Annotated in this window: 14 protein-coding genes and 1 pseudogene; 6 read left to right on the top strand and 9 right to left on the bottom strand. The window is 63.3% G+C overall.

Translation table 11 applies throughout. From position 1 onward, the window contains the following. The first annotated feature begins 6 nt into the window (after nt 1-6). On the top strand, nt 7-1,242 hold the full coding sequence (locus BHMPCIPO_RS02665) for a D-arabinono-1,4-lactone oxidase (protein ID WP_173515330.1): 1,236 nt from the start codon (nt 7-9) through the stop codon (nt 1,240-1,242). 89 nt (nt 1,243-1,331) lie between these two features. Here the strand turns inward: BHMPCIPO_RS02665 and grpE are convergent, their stop codons facing one another. Together grpE and hrcA are read right to left on the bottom strand one after the other, a co-directional pair. Further along, entirely contained in the window at nt 1,332-1,949 is a 618-nt protein-coding gene (grpE, locus tag BHMPCIPO_RS02660) for a nucleotide exchange factor GrpE (RefSeq protein ID WP_173515329.1), read from the bottom strand. Nucleotides 1,950-2,112: 163 nt separating this feature from the next. Then, nucleotides 2,113-3,192 (bottom strand): heat-inducible transcriptional repressor HrcA, encoded by a 1,080-nt coding sequence (gene hrcA / locus BHMPCIPO_RS02655; RefSeq protein ID WP_173515328.1) that lies wholly within the window; start codon nt 3,190-3,192, stop codon nt 2,113-2,115. Nucleotides 3,193-3,568: 376 nt separating this feature from the next. On the opposite strand from hrcA, the gene rph reads away from it, so the two are divergent. The 4 genes from rph (at nt 3,569) to hemW (ending at nt 6,651) form a co-directional block, all read left to right on the top strand. Further along, entirely contained in the window at nt 3,569-4,288 is a 720-nt protein-coding gene (gene rph, locus BHMPCIPO_RS02650; protein WP_113132032.1) for a ribonuclease PH, read from the top strand. A 14-nt stretch (nt 4,289-4,302) separates the two neighbouring features. Beyond that, entirely contained in the window at nt 4,303-4,722 is a 420-nt protein-coding gene (locus BHMPCIPO_RS02645; protein ID WP_173515327.1) for a VOC family protein, read from the top strand. A gap of 17 nt (nt 4,723-4,739) precedes the next feature. Beyond that, entirely contained in the window at nt 4,740-5,384 is a 645-nt protein-coding gene (rdgB, locus tag BHMPCIPO_RS02640) for an RdgB/HAM1 family non-canonical purine NTP pyrophosphatase (RefSeq protein ID WP_173515326.1), read from the top strand. A gap of 82 nt (nt 5,385-5,466) precedes the next feature. Continuing rightward, a complete protein-coding gene (gene hemW, locus BHMPCIPO_RS02635) occupies nt 5,467-6,651 on the top strand; it encodes a radical SAM family heme chaperone HemW (protein ID WP_173518063.1) in 1,185 nt (394 codons plus the stop codon). Between the two features lie 82 nt (nt 6,652-6,733). Here hemW and BHMPCIPO_RS02630 read toward each other — a convergent pair whose 3' ends face one another. The 5 genes and pseudogenes from BHMPCIPO_RS02630 to BHMPCIPO_RS02610 form a co-directional block, all read right to left on the bottom strand. Next, on the bottom strand, nt 6,734-7,348 hold the full coding sequence (locus BHMPCIPO_RS02630; protein WP_173515325.1) for a glutathione S-transferase family protein: 615 nt from the start codon (nt 7,346-7,348) through the stop codon (nt 6,734-6,736). A gap of 286 nt (nt 7,349-7,634) precedes the next feature. Then, nucleotides 7,635-8,047 (bottom strand): annotated as a pseudogene (locus BHMPCIPO_RS02625) (DoxX family protein). Between the two features lie 75 nt (nt 8,048-8,122). Then, entirely contained in the window at nt 8,123-9,397 is a 1,275-nt protein-coding gene (locus BHMPCIPO_RS02620; RefSeq protein WP_173515324.1) for an RNA polymerase sigma factor, read from the bottom strand. Continuing rightward, nucleotides 9,394-9,768: a YciI family protein gene (locus tag BHMPCIPO_RS02615; RefSeq protein WP_173515323.1), complete on the bottom strand. Its 375-nt coding sequence runs from the start codon at nt 9,766-9,768 to the stop codon at nt 9,394-9,396. The genes BHMPCIPO_RS02620 and BHMPCIPO_RS02615 overlap by 4 nt, the downstream gene beginning before the upstream one ends. Nucleotides 9,769-9,891: 123 nt before the next feature. Further along, a complete protein-coding gene (locus BHMPCIPO_RS02610) occupies nt 9,892-10,824 on the bottom strand; it encodes a DMT family transporter (protein WP_173518062.1) in 933 nt (310 codons plus the stop codon). Nucleotides 10,825-10,984: 160 nt separating this feature from the next. On the opposite strand from BHMPCIPO_RS02610, the gene gcvA reads away from it, so the two are divergent. Continuing rightward, nucleotides 10,985-11,929 carry a transcriptional regulator GcvA gene (gene gcvA, locus BHMPCIPO_RS02605; protein WP_173515322.1) on the top strand — a complete coding sequence of 315 codons (945 nt, stop codon included), beginning with the start codon at nt 10,985-10,987 and terminating at the stop codon, nt 11,927-11,929. Between the two features lie 99 nt (nt 11,930-12,028). On the opposite strand, the gene BHMPCIPO_RS02600 is transcribed toward gcvA, so the two are convergent. Together BHMPCIPO_RS02600 and dnaA are read right to left on the bottom strand one after the other, a co-directional pair. Then, nucleotides 12,029-13,150, bottom strand: a complete 1,122-nt coding sequence (locus BHMPCIPO_RS02600) for an IS630 family transposase (RefSeq protein ID WP_173515064.1) — start codon at nt 13,148-13,150, stop codon at nt 12,029-12,031. 118 nt (nt 13,151-13,268) lie between these two features. Then, on the bottom strand, nt 13,269-14,714 hold the full coding sequence (dnaA, locus tag BHMPCIPO_RS02595; protein WP_246304251.1) for a chromosomal replication initiator protein DnaA: 1,446 nt from the start codon (nt 14,712-14,714) through the stop codon (nt 13,269-13,271). Nucleotides 14,715-15,305: the final 591 nt, after the last annotated feature.

Raw genomic sequence — 15,305 nt, 5'->3', positions numbered from 1 at the left:
GGGAAAATGCTTCAGGCAGGTGGCCACTGGCGCAACTGGGTCGGAAACCAATCATGTATCGTGCGCCATCGCGGCGCGCCGGAGAGCGAGGCGGCACTGGCGGAAATGGTGCGCGAGGCGACCGCGCAAGGGCTGAACGTGCGCTGCGCCGGCTCCGGCCATTCCTTCACGCCGGTGGCGCTTACCAGCGGGCTGCTGCTGACGCTCTCAAGCATGCAGGGCGTCGTCGGCATCGACTACGCGCGCAAGCGCGTGGCGGTGAAGGCGGGCACCACGATCAATCAGCTCGGCAAGGTACTGAAATCCAGCGGCCTGTCGCTGATCAATCAGGGGGACATCGATAGCCAGGCACTGGCCGGCGCGCTGACGACCGGCACACACGGGACCGGCGCGAGACTCGGCAACATGGCCTCGCAGATCGTCGGCATGCGCCTGGTGCAACCGGATGGCAGCATTCTCGTCGTCGACGAGACCACACCGGACCTGCTCGAGGCGGCGCGGGTGTCGGTCGGCATGCTCGGTGTGATCTCCGAGATCACGCTGCAGGCGATGGACAGCTACAACCTGCATGAAAAACTCTGGCGCTGCACCTTCGACGAAATGATCGAACAGCACGACGAATTGGCCGCCAAGCACCGCCATTTCGGCTTCTTCTGGTGCCCGGTACCGGAGAGCCGGCATTGCTATTGCCTGCCTGACACGGCGCCGGTCTCGACGACGGACAGGACCTCCGACGTCTGCGAGATGAAGGTGATCGACATTACCGAGGAAGCACCGACGGAGCGCCGCTTCGAGAAGATCGCCTATTCCTCGGAGATCTACCCGATCGAGTATGTCCCGAACTTCCACGAGCTCGAATATGCGGTGCCCGTCGCCCACGGCAAGGAGGCGGTAAAAGCGGTGCGCAATCTGATGCTGGAGAAGCACCCAACCTGCATCTATCCGATCGAGTACCGCTTCACCGCCGGCGATACCGGCTGGATCAGCCCCTTCTACCAGCAGGATTCGATCACGCTTTCGGTTTCCGGTGAGCCCGGCACCGACTATTGGGAATATCTGAAGGACGTCGATGCGATCCTGCGTCAATACGGCTCCCGGCCGCACTGGGGCAAACTTCACTTCCTCGGCGCCGAAGACGTCACGGCGCTCTACCCGCGCGCCGGCGATTTCCGGGCGCTGAGGGCCAAGGTCGACCCGGAAGGCCGATTCCTCAACGACCACCTGCGCCAGCTCTTCGGATAGCGATCGCGCTGGCGCCGGCGTTCTCCTGTCCCCCAAACGAAAATGCCGCGCGAAACTCGCGCGGCATTTTCGAATTCTGACGAGCTGGATCAGGCCGTCGGAGCGTCGCCGTTCTCGGCAGCCACGGCCTTCGGGCCGCCCTTGGAAACGCCGACCATGGCCGGACGCAGCACTCGGTCACCGATGGTATAGCCGGCCTGAACGACCTGCAGCACCGTGTTGTTCGGCACGTCCGCATTGGGGATCTCGAACATTGCCTGGTGGAAGTTCGGGTCGAACTTCTGGCCCTCCGGCTCCAGCTTCTTGACGCCGTGGCGTTCGAGCGCCGCAAGCATCGAACGCTCGGTCATTTCCACGCCCTCGATCAGGGCGGTGAGGCCAGCCTCGCCTGCTTCCTTGGCCTCTGCCGGAATGGCATCGAGCGCCCGGCGCAGGTTATCCGAAACCGCGAGCATATCGCGGGCAAAACCGGCGACGGAGTAGGACTTCGCATCCCTGACGTCGCGTTCGGTACGGCGGCGCAGATTGTCCATCTCGGCGGCAAGCCGAAGGTACTTGTCGCGCAGCTCGGCATTTTCCGCCTTGGCGAGCTCCAACGGATCGGGCTCGACAACCGGCGCAGCTTCAGCGGCTTCGGCAGCATCCGGCGCGGCATCAACTACCTCGTCGGTGGCCTCGGGTCCGTGCTTGTTCGTATCGTCGGTCATGACGTTCTCCGCAGTGTCGTCTCTATCGTCCTTCGCATTTCCACGTCGCAAGCGCGAGCCTGCGTTTCAGCAAAAATGCCCTGTGACTGGATTTGAAGCCGATATCGAGGTTTGGGGGCGAAAAATCAAGGGTTCAATCACGCGCGCGACCAAAAGCGCGGCTTTAGCGGGAAAGCCGCGACATCAGTTGCGCGGTATAGTCGACCATCGGCACGATGCGGGAATAGTTGAGTCGCGTCGGGCCTATGACGCCGACCGCACCGACGATGCGGTCCTCGCCATCGCGATAGGGTGCGACGATCAGCGACGAACCGGAGAGCGAGAAGAGCTTGTTTTCCGAGCCGATGAAGATTCGGACACCCGGGCCGCTCTCGGCAAGATCGAGCAGCTCGATCAGGCTGTCCTTCTTTTCAAGGTCGTCGAAGAGCATGCGGAGCCGATCAATATCCTCGGCCCCCTCCAAGCCTTCCAGCAGGTTGGCCCGCCCGCGCACGATCAGCCGCGCCGGTTTCTCGTCGCCCTCACTGCCCGACCAGATGGCGAGGCCACGCTCGACGAGGTCCTGCGACAGCGCGTCGAGTTCGCCGCGCACCGTCTGCTTGACCTTCTCGAGCTGCGTGCGCACCTCGGCGATCGTCTGGCCGGCAAGATGGGCGTTGAGGAAGTTTGCCGCTTCGGTGAGCTGCGAGCTGGTGACCCCGGCCGGCAGTTCGATGATGCGGTTTTCCACCTGGTCATGCTCGCCGACGAGAACGGCAAGCGCCTTGGTCGGCGCCAGGCGGATGAACTCGACATGCTTCAGCACGGGATCGGCCTTGGCGGTGATGACGAGGCCCGCCCCGCGTGACATGCCCGACAACATCTGGCTCGCCTCGGCCAGCAAAGCGTCCACCGGCTGGGCATGGTCGCTGCGCCGAACCTGACGGTCGATCGACGCCCGGTCCTCGATCGAGAGATTGCCGACCTGCATGAAGGCATCGACGAAAAAGCGCAGCCCCGTCTGGGTGGGCAGGCGGCCGGCACTGACATGCGGCGAATAGATGAGACCGAGATCTTCGAGATCGCTCATCACATTGCGAACGGACGCGGGAGAGAGCGACATCGGCAGGAGTCGCGACAAATTGCGCGAGCCGAGCGGTTCGCCGCTCGCCAGATAGGTTTCCACGATGCGACGGAAAATTTCACCCGAGCGCTCGTCCAGCGCCGCGGCGATTTCCTTTGCTCCGGGACTGCGCAGTACCATGTCACTCCACACTTGCAGGCACATCCTGCCGTGCCCGGAATATAGTGATCCTGCTGGCCGATGGCAAAAGGGAAAAATCGCCCGGCCTCCCGGCCATCCACCGGTTCCATCTACCTCTGCCTTGCTCAACGGTGCCGCGCGATCCGTTGGGAGGCGCGAGAGCGAGATGAGGAAAAGCGTAGCGGTTTTCCGCCTGCATCCCGCTCCAACATACAGGAAACGGTCACGTTTATGATTTCGGGTCGAACTAACCCGAAATCATCGTGATCCAAGCTCGCCGCCGCACTTCAAGCTGCCGCATAATTTTGTCCCCAAGTCGATTTCGATTTAGGGAATTATGCAGTAGAAGGCTCCCCAGATACGATAGGAGTTGACGATGCGGCCATCCGGCAGAAAAACCGACCAAATGCGCAAGGTTTCTTTCGAGCGCAATTTCTCCAAGCACGCGGAAGGCTCCTGTCTGGTGCGGTTCGGTGACACGCACGTGCTCTGCACGGCCAGCCTCGAAGAGAAGGTTCCGGCCTGGCTGCGCAACGGCGGCAAGGGTTGGGTTACCGCGGAATACGGCATGCTGCCGCGCGCCACCGGCGAGCGCATGAAGCGCGAGGCGGCAAACGGCAAGCAGAGCGGCCGCACCCAGGAAATCCAGCGCCTGATCGGCCGGTCGCTGCGCGCCGTCGTCGACCTGCCGGCGCTCGGCGAACGCCAGATCTCGATCGACTGCGACGTCATCCAGGCGGATGGCGGCACGCGCACGGCCTCGATCACCGGTGCCTGGGTCGCGTTGTACGACTGCCTGAAGTGGATGGAAGCGCGCAACATGGTCAAGGTCGAGAAGGTGCTGAAGGACCATGTCGCCGCCATCTCCTGCGGCATCTTCGCCAACCAGTCGGTGATCGACCTCGACTATCTCGAGGATTCCGCCGCCGAGACCGATGCCAACTTCGTCATGACCGGCTCCGGCGGCATCGTCGAGATCCAGGGCACGGCCGAAGGCAAGCCCTTCAGCGAAGAGGAATTCGCGAGCCTGATGGGTCTTGCGAAGTCCGGCATCGCCGAACTGGTCGCGCTGCAGAAGCAGGCGATCGCAGGCTGACCGCAGGAGAAGAGATGGCCCCGGCACTGGAAGGCATACTCGAGACTGCGCTCTATGCGGCCGATCTCGATGCCGCCGAGGCCTTCTACGGCGGCGTGCTCGGCCTGACGCGGATCACCCGGGCGGGGAACCGGCATGTCTTCTTCCGCTGTGGCCAGGGCGTGCTTTTGATCTTCAATCCGGCCGAAACGGTAAAACCGCCGGCGCCGGACGCCGCGCTGCCGGTGCCGCCGCACGGTACGACCGGCCGGGGTCACATGTGCTTTCGCGTATCGGCCGAGGCACTCGACGCCTGGAGGGCGAAACTCGAAGCATCCGGCGTCGCCATCGAAAGCGATCTTCGCTGGCCGAACGGGGCGCGATCCTTCTATTTCCGCGACCCGGCCGGCAACAGCCTCGAATGTGCGGAACCGGGCCTGTGGTCCATCGAATGAACACGAAACGAGACACTATGCGCAAACTGGACAACAAGACGCTGATCGTCGCCAGCCACAATGCCGGCAAGATCCGCGAAATCCGCGACCTGATCGGCCCGCTCGGCTTCGAGGCGAAGTCGGCCGCGGACCTCAACTTCATCGAGCCAGACGAAACCGGCACCACCTTCGAGGAGAATGCGACGATCAAGGCGCTCGCCTCGGCCAAGGCTTCCGGCCTGCCGGCGCTTTCGGACGATTCCGGTCTTGCGATCGACGCGCTTGGCGGCGCACCCGGCGTCTACACCGCCAACTGGGCGGAGCGCGAGGACGGAAGCCGCGACTTTGCCATGGCCATGGAGAGGGTCGAAAAGGCGCTGCAGGAAAAAGGCGCAATCACGCCGGCCGAGCGCACGGCCCGCTTCGTCTCGGTGCTCTGCCTTGCCTGGCCGGACGGCCATGTGGAGCTCTTCCGCGGTGAGGTCGAAGGCCACGTCGTCTGGCCGCCGCGTGGCAGCCAGGGCTTCGGCTACGATCCGGTGTTCCAGCCGAAAGGCTACGAAACCACCTTCGGCGAGATGAGCGCCGACGAAAAGCACGGCTGGAAGCCGGGCGACGCAGAGGCCCTGTCGCACCGCGCCCGCGCCTTCAAGATTTTTGCCGAGACCTGCCTCGGAGCCTGATTGGAGCGGAATCAGGAAAAGTGTGGGCGGCTTTTCGCCCGCATCCCGCTCCCTATGAAAAGTGACCATGAGAGACGCAACGATGCAGACGGCCACGCTAACGGCGATCGGTGACGGCATGGACCCCGGTTTCGGGGTCTATGTGCACTGGCCGTTCTGCGCGGCCAAATGCCCCTATTGCGACTTCAACAGCCATGTGCGTCACCAGCCGGTAGACCAGCCGCGTTTCGTTTCCGCCTTCCTGAAGGAGATGGAAGAAGCACGTGAGCTTTCCGGTCCGCGCAGCGTCACCAGTATCTTCATGGGCGGCGGCACGCCGTCGCTGATGGAACCGGCGACGGTCGATGCGATCCTGCAGGGGATTGCCCGCCACTGGCATGTGCCCAACGGCATCGAAATCACCATGGAGGCCAATCCTTCGAGCGTCGAGGCGACGCGCTTCCACGGCTATCGCGCTGCCGGCATCAATCGTGTCTCGCTCGGCGTCCAGGCGTTGAACGACCGCGACCTCAAGTTCCTCGGACGGCTGCACAATGTCGAGGATGCGCTGAAGGCGATCCGGCTCGCGCGCGAGATCTTCCCGCGCATGTCCTTCGACCTGATCTACGCCCGCCCCAACCAGACGGTCGAGGAGTGGGAGCGCGAATTGAAGGAGGCCGTGTCCTACGCGGTCGACCACCTGTCGCTCTACCAACTGACGATCGAAGAAGGCACGCCCTTCTACGGGCTGCACAAGGCCGGCAAGCTCATCGTTCCGGATGGCGAGCAATCGGCCGTGCTCTACGAGGCGACCCAGGACATCACGGCGGCGATCGGCATGCCGGCCTACGAGGTCTCAAACCACGCCCGACCGGGCGCTGAGAGCCGCCACAACCTCACCTACTGGCGCTATGGTGACTATGCCGGCATCGGCCCCGGCGCCCACGGCCGCCTCAGTGTCGGCCCCGGCAAGATCGCGACCGCCACCGAACGCAAGCCGGAGGAATGGCTGCGCCTTGTCGAAACCTACGGTCATGGCATGGTCGAACGCGAAGCGCTCGATCTCGAAGCGCAGTCCGACGAATTGCTGCTGATGGGCCTGCGCCTGAAAGAGGGCGTCGACCTCGCCCGCTGGCAGAGCCTCTCCGGCCGCGATCCGGACCCGGAGCGCGAACAGTTCCTGATCGACAACGGCTTCATCGAGCGGCTGGGCAACTCGCGCCTGCGCTGCACACCGGCCGGCATGCTGATCCTCGATGCGGTGGTTGCCGACCTCGCCTGCCCCTGAGCCGATAGGACGCAATTCCGGACGGAAAACCGCGGCACCCTTTTCCTGGTATTGCTTCAGGCGGTTTTCGCCGGCTGCGGCCTCAATCGAACGTCTCACCCGAAAGCGGCGTCGCCTGCATGGACGGCCGCCGCTCGAACGCATCGAACCAGTGGCTCAGCCGCGGGCGGCTGCGGAACGACGGCAGGTTGCGAAATGCCATCCAGGAGAGCGTCGTGGAGAGCGCGATCTGGCCGATATCGACGTCTTCCTCGGGCGACAGCGCCTGCTCCAGCCAATCGTAAGTCGCCTCGATCTTCTCTTCGTACCCCTTGGCGAGTTCCGGATACCGCAGATGTTCCGGGCGCCTCTCCCATTCCCAGCGCAAACCGATGCCGGTCTGGGCAAGGACCTGCGCCACCGACTGCATGCGCAACGCCCGCCACCGCGGCTCGCCGCTTTCGGGGATCAGCTTGCGCCCGTCATGTAGCGTGTCGAGATAGGCGCAGATGACATCGGAATCGAAGATCGGCTCCTGCCCCTTGCGCAGCAGCACCGGAACCTTGCCGAGCGGGTTTTCGGCGTAGACCTCGTCATTGCGGCGCGTCGGGCTGGTCTCGTGGTGGATGACCTCGAGCCGGTCGGCAAGACCGACCTCGTGCGCGAAGACGAGTGCCTTGCGGGCGAAAGGAGAATGAGTCTGATAGTAGAGGATCATGTTTGCCTCGCGGGATCCGACGTGAATTCCTGTTCCCGCGAAGAAATATTGCATTGCGGCCGATAAAGGCGCTCTGTTTTGGCGGCCGTTCTGCAAGTTTGTATCGCGATACGTTACTTCATCGGATCGCCCTTCAGCCGGTTGAGTTCGATGCCTTCGGCCTACGGCAATCAGCGCCGCATGCAGGCGTTTCGCCACATCTCCCGGAACGCCGGAAAGGCCCGCGATGTAGTCTTCGACAGTCTTGGTCATGGTCGTCTGTCACGCGTTCGGTTAGGGGTGGCCATCAGCTCTTGAACGGGATCAGGTTGCGCAGCCGCGTGTCTCTGAGCCACAGGCCGCCCAGGCGACGACGCCGAGATAGAAGCCGAAGAGCAGGTGGGTGAAGAGCGGGCTACCCGCCCGCAAATGCGTCGCCATGGCGCCACCGAGATAGCCGGTGAGCAGAATGGCACCGAGGATCGACGTCCGCGGGAACACATAGAGCAGCGTGCAGAGAAGCGTCAGCACACCGAGCAGCCGCGCCAAGCCCTGATCCGCGGGATAGCCGAGGGCAACCATGGTTTCGGTGACCACCTGAAGCGGCACGAGCTTGATTGCCGCATCGAAGACGAGGAATGCGACGAGCACGCCACTCAGGACGCGGCCGATGATGACCGACTTTGCCGTCGGAACAGGCATGACAAAGCTGGTGTTCATTGGTGTCTCTCCTTGGATCTCGTTTCGGTCCAAGGACGAAGCTGCGCGACCGATCCCGACAGGGCCACCGAACTTTTATCTCTTTTCGGCGCGGCCGCTTTCGATGCCTGGCTCCTCGCCGAGCTTGTCGAGTTGCATGCGGATATAGGCGCACTCGGCGGCGTTGGTCGCAAGCGCGATGGCATGATCGAAGGCGACGCGCGCCTCGCGAACCTTGCCGAGTTGCTTCAGGAGGTGTCCGCTGAGGCCGTGGAAATAGAAGTAGCCGGACAGTTTGTCGGCCAGCGGCTCGATCATGGCGAGAGCCGCTTGCGGGCCGTCGCGCTTCGATACCGCCACGGCCCGGTTGAGGGTGATCACCGGCGAGGGCTGCAGCCTTTCGAGCGCCTGGTACAAGAGATCGATCTGCGCCCAGTCGGTGTCCTCGGGGCGCTCGGCCCGCGCGTGCAGGGCAGCGATCGCCGCCTGAATCTGATAGGCGCCGGGCTGGCGATGGCGCATCGCCCTGTCGATCAGCGCCAGCGCTTCGTTGATCAGCGGCCGGTCCCACAATCCGCGGTCCTGATCTTCGAGCAGGATGACTGCCCCGTCGGCATCGAAGCGGGCGCGTGCGCGGGAATGCTGGATCATCATCAACGCCGTCAGCCCCATGATCTCCGGTTCGGCAGGAAAGAGCTGCAGCAGCAGGCGCCCAAGGCGGATCGCCTCCTCGCAGAGATCGGCCGAGACGCTTTCCGGGCCGTTCATGGCCGAATAGCCTTCGTTGAAGACGAGATAGATCATCGTTGCGACGGCGGCGAGCCGGTCGGCACGATCGGCTGCATCAGGCGTCTCAAAGGCAAGACCAGCGGCCGCGACGCGGGACTTGGCGCGGGTGATACGCTGCTCCATCGCCGCTTCGCTGACGAGAAAGGCGCGAGCGATCTGCTTGACGGAAAGGCCCGAGACGATGCGCAACGCCAGAGCGATCTGTTGCGTGGCGGGGAGCGCGGGATTGCTGCAGACGAACAGCAGGCGAAGAATGTCATCGCGATACTGCGCCCCATCCAGCCGGTCAGCGAGATCGCTTTCCTGATCCTCGAGGTCGGAGAGCATTTCTTCGGGCGGCAGCGCCGTCTCGCGTGACTGGCGCCGGACCTTGTCGATGCCGCTGTTGCGGCCGACGAAGATCAGCCACGCCGCAGGATCGCGCGGCGGTCCGCTCTTCGGCCAAGTCTTCAAAGCCCGGATGCAGGCCTCCTGAAACGCTTCCTCGGCCGTATCCAGATTGCGGAAATAGCGCAGCAATGCGCCCACAGCCTGCGGCCGGGCTGAAACGAGTGCGAGGTCTATCCAGGCGGTGTCTGTCATGAAGCAAGCTCACTGGGTTTGTAGAGGGCGAGAGGTCGGATTTCGTAGGACCCGGCAGCCGGATTCGCGGAACTCAGGTCACGGGCAAAGTCGAGCGCTTCGTCGAGAGACGCGCAATCGACGACATAGAAGCCGAGCAGTTGTTCCTTCGTCTCGGCAAACGGGCCATCGGTGACGATCGTCTCGCGATGGCTGTGCCGAAGCGTCATTGCTGCCGCTGTCGGCTGCAGGCGCGCCACTGGTCCAAGCCTGCCGGCCTCGGCATATTTGCTTTGGACGGCTGCGAGATCACGCATGACCTTTTCGTCCTGCTCTTTGCTCCAGGCACTCGTGACATCTTCTTGGTTATAGCAAAACACGGCGTAAAGCATGGAACTCACCTGCTCCTCGGTTCAAAGACGATGGTGTCGACAGATAGCCGACAACGCCTGTGAAAAATACAGGGCCGGTAGTGCTTTCGCCTACCGGCCCGCAAGACGTGTGAGCGTGAACGTTCAGACGTTCTCGCGGCATTCCAGGTTGGGCTCGACGGCCGGCCGACGCAAGAGGCGGAGAAGGCGCCCATCGATCGCCGCGAGGCCGGCCGCAATCAGCGCCATGCCCAAGAAATGCTTGGGCTCCAGCGTCTCGCCCAGGAACATCGCGCCGAGCAGGATGGCGCTGACCGGGATCAGGAAGGTGACAAGCATCAGGTTGGTGACGCCAGCCGTCTCCAGGATACGGAAGAAGAGGACGTAGGCGAGCGCGGTCGAGACCAGGGCGATACCGACGATCGCTGCCCAGACGTCGAGGCCGGGCATGGCGAGCGTCCAGGGATGATCGACGAGCAGCGACAGCGGCACCAGCATCACGCTGGCTGCCGAGACCTGGCCGGTCGCGGTGACCAGCGGTGCAACGCCCATGCGCTTGAAGCGGCGGGCAAAGACACCGGCCAGCGAATAGGAGAGCGCCGCGCCGAGAACGGCGAGCTGGGCAAGGAGGTTCGAGCCGAGCCCACCGAGTGCCGCCGGACCAATCATTACGGCAACACCGAGGAATCCGACGACCACGCCGGCGAAGCGGTTGACGGTCAGCTTCTCGTCGTCGGTCAGGAGATGAGCCACGATCACGCCGAAGAGCGGCGTGGTGGCGTTGAGGATCGAGGCGAGGCCGCTGGCAATATGCGTCTGCCCCCAGACGATCAGCGAGAAGGGAATGAGATTGTTGAGCAGTCCCATGCCGAAAAACGCCAGCCACACGCGCGGATCCCGCGGCATCGACAATCCGGCAAAACGCACGAACAGGAGCAGCGCGGCCGCCGCGAGACTGACCCTCAGCGCCACGATCGTAAAGGGCGGCAGCGCCCTGACGGCGATGCCGATGAAGAAGAAGGAGCCGCCCCATAGGATGGACAGCAGGACCAGCATGCCCCATTCCCGGGCGCCCATGACCTTGGCGTGAGTTGCTTGCACCACGACCGTAACCCTCTTTGTTTGCCTGACTAAATCATAGCGGCTTCGGTTTCCTTGACACTGTGCCATTAATCTCAGGATATTAGGCACAGAACAAACGATCATTTCTCGACGTATGATTGAGTTTGACTAAACCATGGCGACATCCCTGCCCTCACTCGCATCGCTTCGCGCCTTCGAGGCAACGGCGCGACATTCCAGCGTCACCAAGGCGGCGCGCGAACTCAATGTCACGCCCGGGGCCGTCAGCCTGCAGGTGCGGGAGCTGGAGCAGACACTCGGCGTGACGCTCTTCGAGCGGCGGCCGAGGCAACTGGTCCTGACGGAAGACGGCAGCATCTATTTTTCGACGCTCCGGCGGGCATTCCGCATGATGCGGGAGGCGACCGAAGAGCTGACCGCACGCAAACGTGCGCCGGTGCTGACGGTGAGTTGCACGCCGACCTTCGCCGCCCAATGGCTGGTGCCGCGCATTGGCGCTTTCGAACAGCAGGTGCCTGGAATCGATGTCCGCATCAGCACCACGAACCGTCTGACGGATTTCGACAATGACGGCGTCGACGTCGCCGTCCGGCACGGGCTCGGTCGCTATGACGGTCTCGTCAGCGAACGCCTGATCGACGACGACCCGGTGCCGGTCATCCACCCGGCGCTCAGGGCCAAGCAGCCGCTCGACACACCCAGCGACCTCGCCCGCCATGCGCTGCTGCACGACGTGCACCGCCAGGACTGGCGGCTGTGGCTGGCGGCGGCGGGGGTCGAGGGAGTGGACCCCGGGCGCGGGCCGGTCTTCGTCAACAGCAACGGCGCCATCGAGGCGGCGAAAGCCGGAGACGGCGTCGCGCTGGTGCGGCTCTCCCTGGTGGCGCGCGAGCTTGCGGAAGGCCTGCTGGTCGCCCCCTTCCCCGAGGGCGTGATGACCGGCCTTGCCTATCACCTCGTCTACCCGCCGGCCGCCCTCGACCGACTGCCGGTCGTCGCCTTCCGCACCTGGATCATCGCGGAAGCGCGGGCACAAGAGATCATCGAGGATCAGACGATCAGGTCGGCGCAACGACCGACGTTGAAAGCGGTGCGCTAGAGCATCCCGCTTTCAAGTGGAATCACTTGAAAGCGGAAAGAGCTCTAGAATCAAAAGTGCTAGAGCGACCTTAGTGCGTTCATCTGAACGCACGGCGCTCTAGTGTCCTGATTCAGAAGTTTCTGCCGATTTGTTTTGCACATCGGCGATTTGCAGGGTTGCCAGGCAAAAGCGTTTGATGGTGGCGAGGATATCGTCTGCCGATTTGGTCCATCGGAACGGTTTGGGATCGGTGTTGACGGCGTCGATATAGGCGGTGATTGCCGCCTCCAATTCAGCGGTGGAGCGGTGCACGCCGCGCCGGATTTGCTTTTCGGTCAGGTTGGCAAAGAAGCGCTCGACCTGGTTGAGCCATGACGCCGCCGTCGGGGTGAAATGAATGTGCCAGCGGGGCCGCTTGAGAAAGAAGCTGCGGATGGCGCTGGTCTTGTGGGTGGCGTAGTTGTCCATGACGATGTGGATATCAAGGTCTGGCGGCACGTTGGCTTCGATTTCGCGCAGGAATCTCAGGAATTCCTGCGCGCGGTGACGCTTGAAGCAGCGACCGATGATCTTGCCGGTGGCAGCGTCGAGCGCGGCGAAGAGCGAAAGTGTTCCATGCCGGGTGTAGTCGTGGCTGCGCCGCTCGATCTGGCCGGGCCGCATCGGCAACACCGGCTGGCTGCGATCGAGTGCCTGGATCTGGCTCTTCTCATCGACGCAGAGCACCAGCGCCCGCTCGGGCGGGTTGAGATAAAGGCCGACAATGTCGCGCACCTTCTCGACGAATAGCGCATCCGAAGACAGCTTGAAACTTTCGGCGCGATGCGGCTGCAGCCCGAAGGCCGTCCAGATGCGATGGATCGTCGAGGGCGCATGTCCGACCGCCCGTGCCATCGAACGCAGGCTCCAGTGGGTGGCGTCCGGCGGTGTCGTCTCCAGCGTCAACCGGATCGTCTCGGCGATCTCTTCGTCGCCGATCTGGCGCGGCGCGCCGGGACGCGGCTCGTCGTAAAGCCCATCGAGCCGCTGCTCGGCGAAACGCCGTCGCCATTTGGCCACCGTGTTCGGCATCGTGCCAAGCCGCGTGGCAATCTCCTTGTTCTCAACGCCGTCCGCGGCCATCAGCACGATCTGGGCCCGCCGCGCCAGGCCCTGCGCCGTGCCGCGGCGGCGAACCAATGTCTCCAGTTCACCGCGCTCCTCACCCGTCAAGACAATCGCAACCGCCGCTTTGCCCATCGATCATCCCCTTCTCAAACAGGGAAAATGATCGCACAAATTTATCGATCAGGACACTAGAATCCAAACGAAAAAGGCCCGGAAAGCCGGGCCAATTTCTTGAAACAGTCGGCCGCGACTATTCGTTGATCAGCCGCTTCAGAAGCTCGATCTCGTGGCTGAGCTTGGTATCGCCGGCGATCAACTCTTCGATCTTGCGCACGGCATGCAGCACCGTCGTGTGGTCGCGTCCACCGAAACGACGGCCGATCTCCGGGAAGGAGCGCGGGGTCAGAGTCTTCGACAGATACATGGCGATCTGGCGCGGCTTGACGATGACGCGGGTGCGGCGATTGGAGACGAGTTCCTGGCGCGAGACGTTGTAATGTTTGGCGACGACGCGCTGAATATCTTCGATCCGAACGCGGCGCGGCTCGCCGGCATTGACGAGATGGCCGAGCAGTTCATCGACGCGCTCGATCGAAAGCTGCGGCTCGAAGGACCGGCGGAACAGGAGCTGGTTGAACGCGCCTTCCAGTTCGCGACCGCTCGCCGTCACGTTACGGGCGACATGGCTCAGGATATCGCCGGGGATGTCGAGCGATCCGTCTTCCTGGCGGGCGACTTCCAGCCGGCGCTTCAGCATTTCGAGGCGCATGTCGTAGTCCGGGCCGTCCATCTCGATGGCGACACCACCCTGGAGACGGGAACGAACGCGGCTGTCGAGCGACTCCAGCTCCCACGGCGCGCGGTCGGCGGCGACGACGACCTGCTTGGCGGAATCGAGCAGCATGTTCAGGAGATGGCAGAACTCGTGCTGGATCGACTTACCCTGCAGGAACTGCATGTCGTCGATGATCAGGAGATCGATGTTGCGCAGCGACTCCTTGAGCGACAGAGCATCGTTGTCGCGAATGGCCGTGGCGAAACGCCACATGAAATATTCGGCCGTCAGATAGACGACGCGCGGTGCACGCGCGCTCTGCAGCGCCTGGATGGCGATCGCCTGCAGGAGGTGCGTCTTGCCGAGACCGACGCTCGAATGGATGAAAAGCGGATTGAACCGCACCGCACCGGCACCGGCTTCGGCGATCGTCCGGGCGGCGGCAAGCGCCACGCGGTTCGAGGACCCCTCGACGAAGTTCTCGAAGTTATAGCGCTGGTCGAGCGGCGAGCCGAAAAGCGGCGCCTGGGCCGGCTTCTGAACGCTCGCGACCGCGGCTGCGGCAACGGTTGCGACCGGCTGCGCTGCGGCCGGACGGCGCGCAGGTGCGGCCGGAGCAGCTTCGGCTGCCTGCGGCAACGCTTCTTCCTGTGTCGTCGACCGGGCGCCGCGGGTCGCGGTCCGCACCAGGATCTCGACCTTCAGAATCTCGCCGTCTTCCTGCTGGAAGATCGAGGTGATCAGATCGAGATAACGATTGTTGATCCAGGACTTCAGGAACGTGGTCGGCACCGAGAGACGCACGACGCTCTTGGATACGGAATGGAGCTTCAGACGCCCAAACCAGCTTGCGAAGACATCCGGACCGACTTGAGCCTTGAGACGCGCACTTACCCGCTCGAACAGTGCGTCGTGCCTCATGTCGAATTTTTCCCCCGCCGCCTGAGATAGATTGCTTCCGGCTTGGAATGCGTCTCCTTCTTTCTGAAGTGCGCCCGCCGTCACCAAATTCATCTGCATTTTGCCGCCTTCCATTCATGTTCAGATGCCGTCATCGCTGCCGGCGTCATTTCTTATGTCCGTCGCCTGCAGCGCCTCGGAAGGCCATGCCGCATTCGCCGAACGTCACAGTCGCAGTCAACGCCGGGCTCCTCATCTCCCGCCTCGCTGCGCGCTACGCGCATCCGCCCGCCCACCTGTGGCCGGAGGATGTCCCCTCGCGCCTCTTGTCAACAATCCTCCGGTGCGCTTCCCGCACCGCCTCGGATCCTCCTCCTCGTCAACAGCTCTTCGCACCCTCGTACGAAGCGTCGAGCCGCGCGTTGGACCTTTGCCGTCCGTCGGGTGCCGCTTGCACCCGCCGTCGACACATGAGCCCCCGTCACAACCATAGGACGAAAGCTTCTCATCCGGAGTGGAACGAACCATCCGGTTTTTCACCTTCGACTTGTCTGATTGAACGACGCGGAGCCGCCCTGATACAAAGGACAGAAACATCGAAACCATTTCTTC

It is taken from the genome of Ensifer sesbaniae (assembly GCF_013283665.1).
GTDB classification, from domain to species: Bacteria; Pseudomonadota; Alphaproteobacteria; order Rhizobiales; family Rhizobiaceae; genus Ensifer; species Ensifer sesbaniae.
This window is presented reverse-complemented; position numbering and strand designations above follow the sequence as displayed.

Coding starts and splice junctions, on each gene's coding strand:
- hemW (WP_173518063.1), top strand. CDS start 5,467: ATGCAGACGGCCACGCTAACGGCGATCGGTGACGGCATGGACCCCGGT.
- rph (WP_113132032.1), top strand. CDS start 3,569: ATGCGGCCATCCGGCAGAAAAACCGACCAAATGCGCAAGGTTTCTTTC.
- hrcA (WP_173515328.1), bottom strand. CDS start 3,192: ATGGTACTGCGCAGTCCCGGAGCAAAGGAAATCGCCGCGGCGCTGGAC.
- BHMPCIPO_RS02610 (WP_173518062.1), bottom strand. CDS start 10,824: ATGGGCGCCCGGGAATGGGGCATGCTGGTCCTGCTGTCCATCCTATGG.
- BHMPCIPO_RS02600 (WP_173515064.1), bottom strand. CDS start 13,150: ATGGGCAAAGCGGCGGTTGCGATTGTCTTGACGGGTGAGGAGCGCGGT.
- BHMPCIPO_RS02615 (WP_173515323.1), bottom strand. CDS start 9,768: ATGCTTTACGCCGTGTTTTGCTATAACCAAGAAGATGTCACGAGTGCC.
- gcvA (WP_173515322.1), top strand. CDS start 10,985: ATGGCGACATCCCTGCCCTCACTCGCATCGCTTCGCGCCTTCGAGGCA.
- grpE (WP_173515329.1), bottom strand. CDS start 1,949: ATGACCGACGATACGAACAAGCACGGACCCGAGGCCACCGACGAGGTA.
- BHMPCIPO_RS02665 (WP_173515330.1), top strand. CDS start 7: ATGCTTCAGGCAGGTGGCCACTGGCGCAACTGGGTCGGAAACCAATCA.
- dnaA (WP_246304251.1), bottom strand. CDS start 14,714: ATGAGGCACGACGCACTGTTCGAGCGGGTAAGTGCGCGTCTCAAGGCT.
- BHMPCIPO_RS02620 (WP_173515324.1), bottom strand. CDS start 9,397: ATGACAGACACCGCCTGGATAGACCTCGCACTCGTTTCAGCCCGGCCG.
- rdgB (WP_173515326.1), top strand. CDS start 4,740: ATGCGCAAACTGGACAACAAGACGCTGATCGTCGCCAGCCACAATGCC.
- BHMPCIPO_RS02630 (WP_173515325.1), bottom strand. CDS start 7,348: ATGATCCTCTACTATCAGACTCATTCTCCTTTCGCCCGCAAGGCACTC.
- BHMPCIPO_RS02645 (WP_173515327.1), top strand. CDS start 4,303: ATGGCCCCGGCACTGGAAGGCATACTCGAGACTGCGCTCTATGCGGCC.